At 72.0% G+C, this 14532-nt stretch carries 10 protein-coding genes and 1 pseudogene; 9 read left to right on the plus strand and 2 right to left on the minus strand.

The window, feature by feature from the left end; genetic code table 11:
- Positions 1–17: 17 nt before the first annotated feature.
- Positions 18–563, plus strand: coding sequence for a ferritin-like domain-containing protein (locus tag V7E46_RS05395; RefSeq protein WP_329172433.1), 546 nt, complete (start codon positions 18–20; stop codon positions 561–563).
- A gap of 305 nt (positions 564–868) precedes the next feature.
- Here V7E46_RS05395 and V7E46_RS33820 read toward each other — a convergent pair whose 3' ends face one another.
- On the minus strand, positions 869–1393 hold the full coding sequence (locus V7E46_RS33820; RefSeq protein ID WP_443053993.1) for a DUF4190 domain-containing protein: 525 nt from the start codon (positions 1391–1393) through the stop codon (positions 869–871).
- Between the two features lie 366 nt (positions 1394–1759).
- On the opposite strand from V7E46_RS33820, the gene scoE reads away from it, so the two are divergent.
- The 8 genes and pseudogenes from scoE (at position 1760) to V7E46_RS05440 (ending at position 13236) form a co-directional block, all read left to right on the plus strand.
- Positions 1760–2647, plus strand: coding sequence for a (3R)-3-[(carboxymethyl)amino]fatty acid oxygenase/decarboxylase (gene scoE / locus V7E46_RS05405; RefSeq protein ID WP_443053994.1), 888 nt, complete (start codon positions 1760–1762; stop codon positions 2645–2647).
- A gap of 94 nt (positions 2648–2741) precedes the next feature.
- Complete coding sequence (locus tag V7E46_RS05410; protein ID WP_333767328.1) at positions 2742–3305, plus strand: FcoT family thioesterase; 564 nt, start codon at positions 2742–2744, stop codon at positions 3303–3305.
- Positions 3302–3712 carry an acyl carrier protein gene (locus V7E46_RS05415; RefSeq protein ID WP_333767329.1) on the plus strand — a complete coding sequence of 137 codons (411 nt, stop codon included), beginning with the start codon at positions 3302–3304 and terminating at the stop codon, positions 3710–3712. Before V7E46_RS05410 ends, V7E46_RS05415 begins: the two co-directional genes overlap by 4 nt.
- Before the next feature lie 50 nt (positions 3713–3762).
- Positions 3763–6789: pseudogene (locus tag V7E46_RS05420) on the plus strand (type I polyketide synthase); the annotation flags it as partial.
- 284 nt (positions 6790–7073) lie between these two features.
- Positions 7074–10307 carry an SDR family NAD(P)-dependent oxidoreductase gene (locus V7E46_RS05425; protein WP_333767338.1) on the plus strand — a complete coding sequence of 1078 codons (3234 nt, stop codon included), beginning with the start codon at positions 7074–7076 and terminating at the stop codon, positions 10305–10307.
- A 56-nt stretch (positions 10308–10363) separates the two neighbouring features.
- Positions 10364–11944 (plus strand): long-chain-fatty-acid--CoA ligase, encoded by a 1581-nt coding sequence (locus V7E46_RS05430; RefSeq protein ID WP_333767330.1) that lies wholly within the window; start codon positions 10364–10366, stop codon positions 11942–11944.
- Between the two features lie 39 nt (positions 11945–11983).
- Positions 11984–13003, plus strand: coding sequence for a beta-ketoacyl-ACP synthase III (locus V7E46_RS05435; protein WP_333767331.1), 1020 nt, complete (start codon positions 11984–11986; stop codon positions 13001–13003).
- Positions 13000–13236 carry a phosphopantetheine-binding protein gene (locus V7E46_RS05440; RefSeq protein ID WP_329172422.1) on the plus strand — a complete coding sequence of 79 codons (237 nt, stop codon included), beginning with the start codon at positions 13000–13002 and terminating at the stop codon, positions 13234–13236. The genes V7E46_RS05435 and V7E46_RS05440 overlap by 4 nt, the downstream gene beginning before the upstream one ends.
- 201 nt (positions 13237–13437) lie before the next feature.
- Here the strand turns inward: V7E46_RS05440 and V7E46_RS05445 are convergent, their stop codons facing one another.
- Positions 13438–13785 carry a LysR family transcriptional regulator gene (locus V7E46_RS05445; protein WP_333767332.1) on the minus strand — a complete coding sequence of 116 codons (348 nt, stop codon included), beginning with the start codon at positions 13783–13785 and terminating at the stop codon, positions 13438–13440.
- Positions 13786–14532: the final 747 nt, after the last annotated feature.

Here is a 14532-nt window from a genome sequence, read left to right on the forward strand (position 1 = left end):
ACGAGGAGGAAGTTGCTGTGGCGGAGTTCCTGACCGATATCGAGACCATCCGTGAGCGGGCCCGTGCGGAGATCGGCAAGGGGCCGGTGACCGACGCCTACGGCGCCGACCTGGACAGAGTCCTCCAGGTGCTCAACGAGGCGCTGGCCACCGAGATCGTCTGCACACTGCGTTACAAGCGGCACTACTACACGGCGACGGGCATGTACGCGGAGCCCGTGGCGGCGGAGTTCCTGGAGCACGCGCAGGAGGAGCAGACGCACGCCGACAAGCTCGCCGCCCGCATCGTCCAGCTCGGCGGGAAGCCCGACTTCGATCCGGACACGCTGACCACCCGCTCGCACGCGCAGTACGACGCGAGCGCGGATCTGGTGACGATGGTCGAGGAGGACCTGGTGGCGGAGCGGGTCGCCGTCGCCTCGTACACCGAGATCGTGCAGTGGCTGGGCAACGGCGACCCGACCACGCGGCGGGTCTTCGAGGAACTGCTCGCCCAGGAGGAGGAGCACGCGGACGACCTGCGCGGGCTGCTGGAACGCATACCCCGGGACACGCAGGGCTGATACCGGCGGCCTCCCCGGTTCTGGAGGTCCTGACCGGCCGCGAGCGCAATCCGCCGCGGCCGGCGTTCTTTTCGCGCAAAGGACCCGACCGGTGTCGCGCAGCCGTACCGAAGCACGTACGCACCACCCCCGGCACGAGCGCCGCGGTGAGGCCCGCCTCCCCGCGGCGCTCGCCGTTGCGGTGGCCGCCGCCCACCGCGCTGGTGCCGGGTCCGCGGACCGCAGCGGCGGTCGGGCGGTGGAAACGGCGCGGCCCCGGCCCGATGTCGGGCCGGGGCCGCGCCGGGTGGCCGCGGTGGGCGGAGTCACCCGACGTGCCAGCTGAAACCGCCGTTGCTGTTGGCCACCGCCAGCAGGACGATGAACAGCACGATGTCGAAGACACCCAGGATCACCCCGGCCAGCGCCATGCCGTGATTGCCCGCGCCCTGGCGCGCGTTGCGCATACCGATGCCGCCGAAGACCACGGCCAGCGGGCCGAGGATCACGTTGAACAGGAAGATCCCGACGATGCCGCACACGAGACCTGCGATGGCGAGACCGTTGCTGCCGCTCCTGACCTGACGCTGGGTGGTGCTGCCGTAGCCGGTGGTCATGCCACTCTCCTCCGTTCCCCCGTGTGCCTGCCGCTCCGCTTCAGGGGCGGCCTGCCTGCTGCCACAGGGCTGCTTGTGATAGAGGCTCTTCTGCCCCGGCTCCGCGAAGTAAGCAGGCGTCAGAAAGCCCAAGGACGGCGAGCCGCCGTGGAGCACCGTGCGCGTGGCGTCCTCGTGACTCTTCGAGCCCGTGGCGATCACCTGGCCCGCCCAGTCTGTGCTGCCATGCAGCATGCGAAAAGACGCAGGTCACAGACATCGGCGACGGCCAGGGACGGCAGAGGCCACGGGCAGGGCCGCTCCCGCCGGAGCGGCGCGGGGCCCCGGCGGCGCGGGCTGTACGTGCTCTGCGCGGTGCTCGCCGCGGCTCTCGGCGGCCCGGCGCCCGGTCCGGCGCCCGGCACACCGCTGTGCGGCAATTCGATCACCGCGCGGTGCCTTGTGGATCATCAAAGCGATAAGAAGAAGTGATTGGCCAGCGGATCGGAGGCCTCCATAGACTCTCACCCACGACGCGACCGTCACGCCTCTTGGAAAGCCAACTCAACAGGAGTTCTGGCAACTTCGGGCTGCCATCGGTTGCTCAACGGGAGGGAACCAGTGATCGTCGCTAGGCAACCCGGCAGCAAGATGGGCGTCAGCGTCTCCGGTTTCGACGCGTCGACCGCGTCCGCCGAGGATCTCGACGAGCTGAAGAGGCTCGTCTACACCGAGAAGATCGTCGTCCTCAAGGAGCAGGACTTATCCCCTGCCGCCTTCGTCGGACTGGGCCGCAGCCTCGGCCAGGTCGAGCGCTACTACCAGCCCATGTACTGGCACCCCGAGGAGGCCGATATCTTCGTCTCCTCGAACGTCCCGCGCGACGGCCAGCAGATCGGTGTTCCGCGGACCGGGAAGTTCTGGCACGCGGATTACGAATTCATGCCGAATCCCTTCGGACTGACCCTGATATACCCGCAGGTGATTCCCAAGGCCAATCGCGGCACGTACTTCATCGACATGGCCAAGGCGTACACGGGACTGCCGGACGAGATCAAGGACGTCCTGGCGGGAACGTACTGCCGGCACAGCGTGCAGCGGTACTTCAAGATCCGCCCGACGGACGTCTACCGGCCGATGATCGACATCCTGGCCGACATCGAGGCGGAGACCCCCACCGTCCGGCACCCCACGGTCATCGTCCACCCGGTCACCGGGGAGCGCATCGCCTACCTCAGCGAGGGCTTCGCGCTGTCCCTGACCGACGCCGACGGCAAGGAGCTGGACAGCGGGCTGCTGCGCCAGGTCCTGGAGCACACCGGCCAGCTGGACGACACCTTCGAGCACCCGAACATCCACCTGCAGACGTTCGACAAGGGCGATCTGCTGGTGTGGGACAACCGCACCCTGATCCACCGGGCGCTGCACACCACCAAGCCGGAGCCGACCGCCTCCTTCCGCGTCACGGTGCACGACGACCACCCGTTCTACGACGGGATCGCCGTGTGACCGCTCCCCGCCGAGCGGGGAGCGGACCGAGCCGACCTCCTCGGCGTTCCGCCGGAACGCCAGGGAGACCAGCCCTGGAGGAGATGGCGCGCGCATGGAGACCGCTTCACCCCCGCCTGCCGTGCACCCCACGGACGAGCCGCTGCTCGCCCGGGTGCTGCGGGTGTACAAACCCAGCTGCCAGTACCTGAAGTCGGCCGCCGTCACGACGGACGGCGGTCTCACCGTCGCGACGTGCGAGTTCGCGATCCCGGCGCCCTTCTACATCGACGACACCGGGCACTTCAACGCCGTGGAATTCAACCTCTGCTACAACCAGATGATGTATTACGCGGTGGCGAAGAGCGTCAAGGAAGGGCTGATGGCGCCGTTCGCGCACTGGACGATGGACGACTACTGGCAGCGCCAGCTGCCCGACTTCCTCATCGTCGACTTCCACAGCTCCTTCAGCAAGGGCGTCAAAGTGGCCCGCTTCCACGGTGAGATCGCCTTCCGCAAGGTCCGCGAGAGCGCGGGCGGGCGCAACTGGCAGCCGATGATCGTCGCCGACACCACCTGCCGCTACTGGGATGACGAGGGAGGGCGCAGCCAGGGCGAGGTCCGGATGGTGATCGTCAACCCGCCCCCGCGCGAGCAGCCGGAAGGGAGCGCGCAGTGACGCAGCCCGATGACACCCCCTGGGTCCGCCGGCTCGCGGCCACCGCGCTGCCAGAACGGCCCGCCCTGCTGGAGGAGCTGGTGCTGCGCGAGTTCCGTGCCGCGCTGCTGATGTCGGACACCGACGTACTGCCGTACGACGAGAGCTACTTCGCGCACGGGCTGACCTCGCTCGGGGCGACCGAGATCGAGCAGCGGCTGGAGGCGACGCTGGGCCGGCAGGTGGACGCGGCGAGCCTGCTCAACCATCCGACCGTCAGCCATCTTCTCGCCCATCTGCGGACCGAGGTGCTCACGGAGTTCTTCCCGGCGGCCGAGTCCCGGCCCGGCCCGGTCCCGCCGGCCGGGGATTCAGGGGTGCCCAAGGCACTGGTGCACGACCTGTTGAAGGACCTCTACAACTCCTGACACCTCCCAGCCGGCCCCCGGCGCTCGCAACGACAGCGGGAGACACACCGATGACTGACCCTGCTCCGGCTCCTGCCACGGACAAGGACGCCCTGCTCCGCCGGCTGCTCCTGGAGAAGTACGAACCCATCGCCGTCGTGGGCATCGGGTTCAGGCTCCCCGGCAACAACGCCACGCTGGACGGCTTCGCCGACTTCCTGCGCGAGGGCCGGGACGGGGTCACCCCGGTCCCCGCGGACCGGTGGGACTCCGAGGCGCTGCACACGGCCGAGCGCGGCACCAAGGGCAAGATCGCCACGGCCGGCGGCGGCTTCGTCTCCGGGATCGACCGCTTCGACGCGAAGTTCTTCAACATCGGGCCCAAGGAAGCCGGCTACCTCGATCCGCAGCAGCGGCTGGTGCTGGAGGCGTCGTGGCACGCGCTGGAGTCGGCGAACATCGACCCGGCGGCGCTGCGCGGCGGCAGCGGCGGGGTGTACATGGGGGTCAGCTCCGCCGACTACGCGGTCGAGATGGACGTCCTGGACGCCGAGGGCCTCGACGCGCACGTCGGCACCGGGACCGCGCACAGCGCCATCTCGGGCCGGCTGTCGTACTTCCTGGGCTGGCGCGGTCCGTGCATCAGCATCGACACCGCCTGCTCCTCCTCGCTGGTCGCCATGCACCTGGCCGCCAAGGGCCTGCGCCAGGGCGAGTGCGACATCGCGCTGGCCGGCGGGGTCAACGCCGTCCACCACCCGCGCAACCACATCGTCTTCTCGCAGGCGAACATGCTCGCCCTCGACGGCCGCTGCAAGACCTTCGACGAGTCCGCCGACGGCTACAGCCGCAGCGAGGGCGTCGGTGTGCTCGCCCTCAAGCGGCTCTCGGACGCCAAGCGGGACGGCGACCGGATCCTGGCGCTGCTGCGCGGCTCCTCGGTGCGCCAGGACGGCGAGAGCGGCGGGCTGACGGTGCCGAACGGCATCGCGCAGGCCGCGGTGATGCGCGCCGCGCTCGCCGACTGCCTGCTGGAGCCCGGCGACATCGGCTACGTCGAGGCGCACGGAACGGGCACCTCGCTCGGCGACCCGATCGAGATGGGGGCCGTCAACGCGGTCTTCGGCGCGTCCCGCTCCAAGGACGCCCCGCTGGTCGTCGGCTCGGTGAAGACCAACATCGGCCACATGGAGGCGGCGGCCGGCGCGGGCGGTGTGATCAAGGCCGTGCTGCAACTGCGCGACCGGGTGCTCTATCCGCACCTCGGCCTGGCCAACCCGAACAGCAAGATCCCCTGGGACGAGTACCCGGTCACCGTCCCGGCCGACGCCCGGCCCTGGGCCGGCGGCACCCGCCGCGCCATGGTCAACTCCTTCGGCTTCGCCGGCACCATCGCCTCGGTCATCCTGGAGCAGGCCCCGCCGTCGAGCCCGCCGCCGGCCGTGCCGCCGACCGGGTCCCGGCCGGCCGGGCAGGACGCGGTCCTGCCGCTGCTGACGGTGTCCGCCAAGACCCCGGCCGCGCTGCGCCTCCAGGCCGCCGCCTGGCGCGACGCCCTGGACGCCCTCCCGCAGGAGGACCTCGCGGCCTTCTGCCGGACCGCCAACACCGGCCGCAGCCACTTCCCCGCGCGGGCCGCCGCGCCGGTGGCCGACATCGCCGCGGCGCGCGCGTTCCTGGACAAGGCCGTCGCCGCGGACACCGGCGCCCGGCCGGCCGACGACGGCCTGCGCGGCGCGCCCGTCTGCTTCCTGTTCACCGGCCAGGGCGCCCAGTACGCCGGCATGGGCCGGCCGCTCTACGAGCGCTACCCGGTCTTCCGCGAGCAGGTGGACCGGTTGGACGTGCTGTTCGCGCCGCACCTGGGCCGCTCCGTGCGGGCCCTGATGCTCGGCGAAAGCGAGGGCGCCGACCAGGACATCCACCGGACGCAGTACACCCAGTGCGCGCTGTTCACCCTGGAGTACGCGCTCGCCGCGCTGTGGCAGGACTGGGGCGTACGGCCCTCGGTCCTGCTGGGACACAGCATCGGCGAGATCGTCGCCGCCACGGTCGCGGGCCTGTTCACCCTGCCGGACGCGGTGCGGCTGGTGGCCGCCAGGGCCCGGCTGATGCAGTCCGTCACCGCCCCCGGCCGGATGACCGCGGTACGGGCGGCGGCCGAGGACGTCGCACCGGTGATCGAGGGCTACGCCGACGTCAGCTTCGCCGCCGTCAACACGCCGGACCAGTGCGTGATATCCGGTGGTACGGCCTCCCTGGACGAGATCGAGGAGACGCTGCGGGAACGCGGCCTGAGATGCAAGGGCCTGCCGGTCTCGCACGCCTTCCACTCGCCGCTGATGGCCGAGGTCTTCGACGCCTTCCGCGCGGAGATCCGGGACATCGCCTTCTACGAGCCGACGATCAGCTTCGTGTCCAACCTGACCGGCAAGGTCGCCGAGTACGCGGAGGTCGCCACCGCCGACTACTGGGTGCGGCACATCGGCCGGCCGGTCGCCTTCGCCGCGGGCCTGAGCAGTGTCCGGGCCAGGGGCCGCCATGTCTTCGTGGAGGTCGGCCCGTCCGGCGCGCTGATCGGGATGGGCCGGCGGAGCGAGGACGCCGCCTCGCACGTGTGGCTGGCCAGCCTGGTGCCCACCGACACCGACGGCGGCACGATCGCCGCCGCGCTCGCCAAGTCCTACGCCACCGGGCTGTCCGTCGACTGGGCCGCCTACCACCGGGGCCGCACCGGGCCGCTGGCGGACCTGCCGCCGTACGCCTTCGACCGCAAGCGGCACTGGCTGCCGGCCGGTGTCCGCCGCCGGCTCGGCGACCCGGCCGCCGCCGCCTCCGACGCGGCGGGCCTGCTCGGCCGGGAGTCCACCACCGACCAGCAGCGCGCCGCGGGCGTACGCGAGTTCCGCTCGCTGGTCGGTCCCGACAACCCGGCCTATCTGGGCGACCACGTGGTGATGGGCCAGGTCGTCTTTCCCGGCGCGGGCTTCGTGGAGCTGGCGTTCGCGCTCGCCGACGCGGTGTACGGCGAGACCGTGCGCCCGCTGCGGGACCTGCGCATCCTTGAGCCGCTGCTGCTTGCCGAGGGGGTCGACGCCGATGTGCGCACCCGCCTGCTGCCCGGCGCGGACGGTGCGGCGGCCCTGGAGATCGTCAGCCTGGTGCCCGGCGGCGACACCGCTATCGAGCGGCGGCACGTCACCGCCGTCCTCGGCCCGGTCCCCGGCCGCGAGGCGGAGCCGGGGGGGGGGGGGGGGGGGGGGGGGGGGGGGGGGGGGGGGGGGGGGGGGGGGGCGCCCCCCCCCCCCCCCCCCCCCCCCCCCCCCCCCCCCCCCCCCCCCCCCCCCCCGCCCCGGCGACGGGCGAGCAGCGGGGCGAGGACCTGTATGCGGACTTCGCCGACGTCGGCCTCGCCTACGGCGCCGAATTCCGCCGCCTGGTCCGGGTCAGCACCCACCCGGACGGCGTCGCGCTCGGCGTCGTACGCGGCCCGGACGGCAGTGAGCCGGCCCTGCTGCACCCCGCGGTCCTGGACTGCGCCATGCAGACCCTCGCCGCGGTGGCCCCGGCCGGCGGCACCTTCCTGCCCGTGGGCTTCGACGAGATCGCGCTGCACAAGAAGCCCCGCGGTGAACTGCGCACGGTGCTGCGGCTGTCGGACCCGGGCGACGGCGAACTGACCGCCGACATCCTGGCGTCGGAGGGCGAGCGGCCGGTGTTCAGCGTGCGCGGGCTGCGCCTGCGGCGGGTGACCAACACCGCCACCCCGCGCCGCGTCGTGCACGAGCCGCACTGGACCAAGAAGAGTCTGCCCACCGCGGGCGGCGCGGCCGAACGGGACATCGTGGTGGTCGGCGCCGCCCCCGACCGGCTGCCGGCCGCGCCCGCCGGGGTGCGGCTGTGCTTCGCCGCGGACGCGGCCCAGGCCGCGGTCCTGCTGGGGGAGGCCCGGCGCGGCACCGTCGTGTGCTGGTTCTGGACACCGGGGCAGCGGCCGGCCGCGGACAGGAGCCCGGCCGCCGACGTGGAGGCGCTGCGCGCCGAGAGCGAGCGCAACTACCGCGACCTGCTCCACCTCGTGTCCGTCCTGGACTCGGCGGGGCCGGGCGGCACGCCCAGGCTGCTGCTGGTCACCGAGGCCGCCCAGCGGCTGCCGAAGGACCCGGTGCGGGACCCGGCGGACCCCGCCGGCCTGGCCGCCGCCTCCCTGTGGGGCTTCGGGCAGGTGCTGTTCAAGGAGTACCCGTCGCTGCGGGTGACACTCGCCGACCTGCCCGCCGACGCCGGCGAGCAGGATCTGCTGGCGCTGCTCGACGAGTGCGGCGAGACCGGGGACGCCGACCACCGGATCGCTTTGCGGGCCGGGGTGCGGCACGTCCTGCGGCTGCGCCCGGTGGCCGAGGACCAGGGCGGCCAGGAGGCCAACTTCGAGCTGGCCATCACCGAATACGGGCAGTTCTCGAACGTCAGGCCGGTGCCGGTGCCCGACCGCGCGCCGGACGGCGACGAGATCGAGGTCCAGGTGCACGCCGCCGGGGTGAACTTCAAGGACGTGCTCAACGTCCTGGGCATGCTGCGCCAGCACGCGCAGGACACCGGTATCGAGTACGTACCGCTGCCGCTGGGCTACGAGGCGTCCGGCACCGTACTGTCCGCGGGACCCGGGGCGGAGTTCGCGCCCGGCGACGAGGTGCTGTTCAGCCACCTGGGCTGCATGCGGCGCCGGGCCACCGTGTCGTCGGCCGTCGCCGTCCGCAAGCCCGCCGCCATCAGCTTCGCCGAGGCCGCCGGGCTGCCCGCCGCGTATGTGACCGCCTACTACGCCCTGCACGATCTGGCCGGCATCCGGCCGGGCGACCGGGTCCTGGTGCACGCCGCCGCGGGCGGTGTCGGGCAGGCCGCGATCCAGCTCGCCCGGCTTGCCGGGGCCGAGGTGTACGCGACGGCCAGCCCGCGCAAATGGCCGCTGCTGCGGACGCAGGGCGTCCGGCACATCATGAACTCCCGCACCCTGGACTTCTCCGACCAGGTGCTGGAGGCCACCGGCGGCCGGGGCGTGGACATCGTCCTCAACAGCCTCAACAAGGACCACATCCCGGCGACCGTACGCTGCCTGGGCGAAGGCGGGCGGTTCCTGGAGATCGGCAAGATCGGCGTCTGGTCGCCCGAGCGTATGCGCGAGGCCCGCCCCGACGTGGACTACCACTGCTTCGACCTCAGTGAACTCCCCGAGGCGGAGCTGAACCGGATCAACAAGTCGACATTGGAGACCGTCGTCGGCCTGATGGACACCGGGGACCTCGGACCGCTGCCGACCGTCGGCTACGCGCTGGACGAGATCGAGGAGGCCTTCGGCGTCCTCAGCCGGGGAGCCAACACCGGCAAGCTGGTGCTGGAATTCCCGGTCCCCGCCGCCGGCCCCGCCGCTGAGCCGGTGCGCCTGTCGGCGGACGAGACCTATCTGATCACCGGCGGCCTCGGGGCGCTCGGCCTGGTCGCCGCCCGCAGGCTGGTCCGCGAGGGGGCACGGCACCTGGCGCTGGTCAGCCGCCGGGCGGTGGACGGCGCCGAGGTCGCCCGGCTGGCCGCGGACCTGGGTCCCGACGTCCGGCTCGCCGTCCTGCGCGGCGACATCGCCGACGCCGGCGATGTCGCGCGGATCCTCGCCGAAGTGGAGGCCGGGCAGGCGCCGTTGGGCGGGGTGCTGCACGCGGCCGGTGTGCTCGCCGACGCGCCGGTCTCCCGGCAGACCTGGCAGAGCCTGGACGCGGTCCTGCGGCCCAAGATGTACGGAAGCTGGCTGCTGCACCGGGCCACCGCCGAACTGCCGGGCCTGCGCTTCTTCGTCGGCTACTCCTCGGTGGCGTCCGTGGTCGGCTACATGGGCCAGAGCAACTACGCGGCGGGCAACGCCTTCCTCGACACCCTGATGCACCAGCGCGCCGCCGCGAAGCTGCCCGCTCTCAGCGTCAACTGGGGTCCGTGGGCGGAGGTCGGCATGGCCGCCGAGCTGACCGCCCAGCAGATCCGGGCCATCGAGGTCCAGGGCATCAGGTTCCTCACCCCGGGCGACGGCACGCGCCAGCTGGTGCGTGCCTGGGACCGGCCCGGCGCCCAGGCGATGGTCTGCGAATTCGACTGGGAGCGGTATCTGACCGGACAGGCCGCCACGGACGCCTTCTTCACGGCGGTGCGGCCGCGCACCGGGACCGGCGGCGCGGTGTTCGACCTCGCCGAGCTGCTGGCCCGCCCGCGGACCGAACTGCCCACGGCGGTCAAGGAGGTGCTGCGCGTGCTGGTCGCCGCGGTGCTGAACTTCGAGCTGCCCGACGACGTCGAGTCCGACGCGAAATTCATCGAACTGGGGCTGGACTCGCTCGCCATGGTGGAGCTGAAGAACGCGCTGGAGTCCGCCTTCAGGACCGAGCTGTCCAGCTCGACGCTCTTCGACCACCCCACCGTCGGCACGCTGTCGGTGCACATCGCGGGCCTGCTGGCACCGCCGGACGACGAGTCCGGAGCCCCGCAGGACGCCGGGGCCGCCGCCCCCGCCCCCGACCCCGCAGGGCGGACGGCGGACACCGAGCTGACCGCCCTGCGCGAGTACACCTTGTGACGCCGCCGGCGGGAACGGCGCAGGTCAGACGACAACCTCTGCTGAACGGGAGCGGAATGAACACCGTCAGGTATTTTCCCGAGCTGCGGACGGTCACCGAGTCGATCGCGTTCCACGCCGCGCGCACTCCCGACCGCGCCGCGATCGAGTGCGAGGGGCGGACCGTCGACTACGGCCGGCTGCACCTGGAGAGCAACCGCGCCGCCCACGCCCTGCTGGCGGCCGGGCTCGGCGCCGGGTCACGGGTCGGCTACCTGGGCAAGGAGTCGGAGTTCTACTACGAGATCCTCTTCGCCTGCGCCAAGAGCGGCACCGTCCTGGTCCCGGTGAACTGGCGGCTGACCGCCTCCGAGGTGGACCACATCCTGCGCGACTCGCGGACCGAGGCGCTGTTCGTGGAGCCGGAATTCCGGCCGGCCGTCAGCGGCTGCGGAGAACTGCCCAGCCTGCGCGAGGTGGTCACGGTCCAGGCGCCCGGCGACCCGGCCGCCGGCTACCTGGCGTGGAAGGCCCGCTTCCCCGATACCGACCTCGATCCGGGCACCGGCCCCGACGACCCGCTGGCCCAGCTCTACACCAGCGGCACCACCGGGCTGCCCAAGGGCGTGGTCCTGCCGCACCGCAGCTTCTTCCGCATCCGCGACGGGCTGGCCTCGCAGGGCCTGCGCTGGATCGACTGGCAGGAGGGCGACCGCAGCCTGATCGGCATCCCCGGATTCCACGTCGGCGGGCTGTGGTGGTCGCTGCAGGGCTTCAACGCGGGGGTCACCAATGTGGCGATGCGGATGTTCACCAGCCATGACGCGATCGGGCTGTTCCGCGACGGCGCGGTCACCACGGCCTGTGTCGTGCCGGCCATGCTCCAGATGATCCTGGCCGATCCGGCCGTCGGCCCCGGGGACTTCCCCGCGCTGCGCAAGGTCGTCTACGGCGGCTCGCCGATCTCGGAGAGCCTGCTCACCCAGGGCATCAAGGTACTGGGCTGCGACTTCGCCCAGATCTACGGACTGACCGAGACCGGCAACACGGCCGTCTGCCTGCCGCCGGAGGACCATGTCGTCGGCAGCCCCCGGCTCAAGGCCGCGGGACGGCCCTATCCGGGCGTCGAGGCCAAGGTGGTGGACGACGACGGCACGGCACTGGCGGCGGGGGAGATCGGCGAGGTCCTGCTGCGCACCCCGGCGGCGATGCTCGAATACTGGGAACTGCCGGAGGCCACCGCGCGGACCCTGGTGGACGGCTGGATCCACACCGGTGACGCCGGGTACCTGGACCCGGACGGCTATGTGTTCATCTGCGACCGGATCAAGGACGCCGTCATCGTCGCCGGTGAGAACGTCTACCCGGCCGAGGTGGAGAACGTGCTGTGCAAGCACCCGGCCGTCGCGGAGGCAGCGGTCATCGGGGTGCCGCACGAGCGGTGGGGCGAGTCGGTGCACGCCTACGTCGTCCTGCGCCCCGGGCACGAGGCCAGGCCGCGCGAGCTGATGCTCTTCCTCAAGGGCCGGATCGCCGACTTCAAGATCCCTTCCGGTTACGAGTTCATCGACACCGTCCCCCGCAACCCCAGCGGCAAGACACTCCGCCGCGTCCTGCGGGAGCGGCACTGGGCCGACCGCGAGCGGCAGGTCAACTGACGCCATGCGGACGGGGAGACGACGTGAAGGAGCAGGGCGATGACTGTCGCCGCGGTGATCTGCGGACTGGGCGGCTGGGTGCCGCCGCGCATCGTGACCAACGACGAGGTGGGCCGGGAACTGGGCGTCACGGACGACTGGATCCACGGCAGGACCGGCATCCGGCAGCGGCATGTGTGCGACGCGGGCACGGCGACCTCGGACCTGGCGCTGCGGGCGGGGGAGCGGGCACTGTGCTCGGCGCGGACGACCAGGACCGACGCGCTGGTACTGGCGACCGCCACCCCCGACCACCAGATTCCCGGCACCGCCCCGGCGGTCGCGGCCCGGCTCGGCATGGCGGGCGCCGCCGCCTTCGACGTCAACGCCGTGTGCACCGGGTTCGTCTACGCCCTGGCGACCGGCGCCGCCCTGGTGCGCGGGGGTCTGGCGGGCAGCGTGCTGGTGATCGGCGCGGACACCTTCTCCACGGTCGTGGACCCGGCCGACGAGATCGTCCGGCCGCTGTTCGGCGACGGTGCGGGAGCGGTGGTCCTGCGGGCCGGCGATCCCGGCGAGCCCGGCGCAGTGGGGCCGTTCGACCTGGGCAGCGACGGCGGCGGGCACGAGATGATCATCATGCCGGGCGGCGGCTCACGCCAGCGGGCCGGCGGCGCCCTGCCGGACCCGGCCGGCTCGTACATGACGATGCGGGGCCGGGAGGTCTTCGTCAACGCCGTGACCCGGATGACCGAGTCCTCGCGGGCGGTGCTCGCCCGCGCGGGCCGGGAGACGTCGGACGTGGACCGGGTGGTCGGCCATCAGGCGAACATCCGCATCCTGCGGACCATGGTCAGGCAGCTCGGACTGCCCGAGGACCGGCTGGTGAGCAACATCGACCGGGTCGGGAACACCTCGGCCGCCTCCATTCCGCTGGCCCTCGCCGACGGGGTCGCGTCCGGCCGGGTCGCGGCGGGGGAGTACGTGCTGCTGTCCGCCTTCGGGGCCGGGCTCACCTGGGGGTCGACCGTGCTGGAGTGGCCGGAGATCGCGCTGGACGAAGGGGAGACAAGCGTATGAGCACCATTGAGGAGCGCGTGCTGAAAGTGCTCGCCGAACGCTGCGAGGTGCCCCCGGACGCGTCCGCCGAGACCGCGCTCGCGTCGCTCGACCTGGACTCGCTGACGCTGCTGGAGGTCGGCTTCGGCCTCCAGAGCGAATTCCAGGCCCGGGTCGACGACGCGGTGGTGGCCGACGCGGAGACCGTGGGGGACCTGGTGCGCGCGGTGGAGTCCTGCGTGTCGGAGGCCTGACCGGGCGGAACGGACCGACAGGCCTGCCCCGCCCGGCTCCAGCGGCTCGCCGGGCCGGTTACCGGCCGGGGCGGGCGCCGTCCTGGCCGGCCGTAATGGGGTGCACGCGGTGCATGCGGCCGTCGTGGCGCTGTTCCTGCGGTGCCGGACGGAAGGCGTCGATGACATGGCATCGGTCGGATGGCGGGTGGGAGACGCGGCTCAGCACGATTGGCCTGCGAGCGCCGCTCTGAAATGCGCCGCGTAGGCGGCGTCGTCGAGGATGGCCAGGGCCGAGCGGGCGCCCCTGAGGAACTCGTGCCCCGCGGGGGTCAGCCGGACCACCCGGCTGGTGCGGAGCAGCAGTATCGTCGCGAGGTCCTTCTCCAGCCGGGCGATCTGCTGGCTCAGCGCGGGCTGGCTGATGTGCAGAAGCCGTGCGGCCCGGCCGAAGTGCAGTTCCTCGGCCAGACAGACGAAGGACCGCAGTCGGCTCAGTCCCATGTCGGCGGTGCGCCAGTCCAGCCCGCTCAGAGTTTTTCGGTCCTGGGGTAATGCGGCATTATTCATTCCCTATTTCTCCTCTGTGCGTATACGTGTCCATACGCCAGTCGCGAGCCGGGCCGTTCCGTGATGCCGGCGGCTGGCTGGCAGAACCGCGGGGGGAGCGGGTACGCGCCGATCCGGTGATCGCGTTGCTGCCCGCAGGCGGCATTTACTCCGGATTCGTGCGGTTTGAATCGCTTCCGCCAGCGGCTTTCCGCGGTGGCCTGGATGGCGCTTCGGTGCCCCCGTGGGCGGACATGCCGCGCCAGACGCTGCTGAGCCAGTGCCGCACCGTTTCTCCTTGCCCGTTGTGACGTTCCCACATAAGACCGAACGAACGTACACGTAATATCATTAAGTGTTCTTGGGGCAGAGTCAAGGGACGGAGTAGGGCTACCTCGCTGATGGAAGGCCGATAAACGATACTTCACCACCGCGCGAGCCGATTTCAAAGTGATCGCGGTGCGGGCCATTGGGTATCGGCAGGAGGTCTTTTTCCCGGTAAGTGGTGCAGAACTCCCACCCGGGCTGTGGGTTTTTCCCGGCGAGAGGCCGGGTGCCCGCATAGGCGAATGGGATTCGGCGCGGCCACGGGCGGTCCGCGGTCGTGGCCGCCGGGCAGGGCGCCGATTCGGGCGGTGATCCCTGCGGCGCGGTCCTTGGAATACCGGAATTGGCGGTACGCGGCAACCGGCGGCACTAACGCGTCGGGGGGGGGGGGGGGGGGGGGGGGGGCCGCCCGGGGGGGGGGGGGGGGTGGCCGGGCCGGGG

Origin of the sequence: Streptomyces sp. IBSBF 2435, from assembly GCF_036815005.1 — a bacterium.
GTDB lineage: Bacteria > Actinomycetota > Actinomycetes > Streptomycetales > Streptomycetaceae > Actinacidiphila.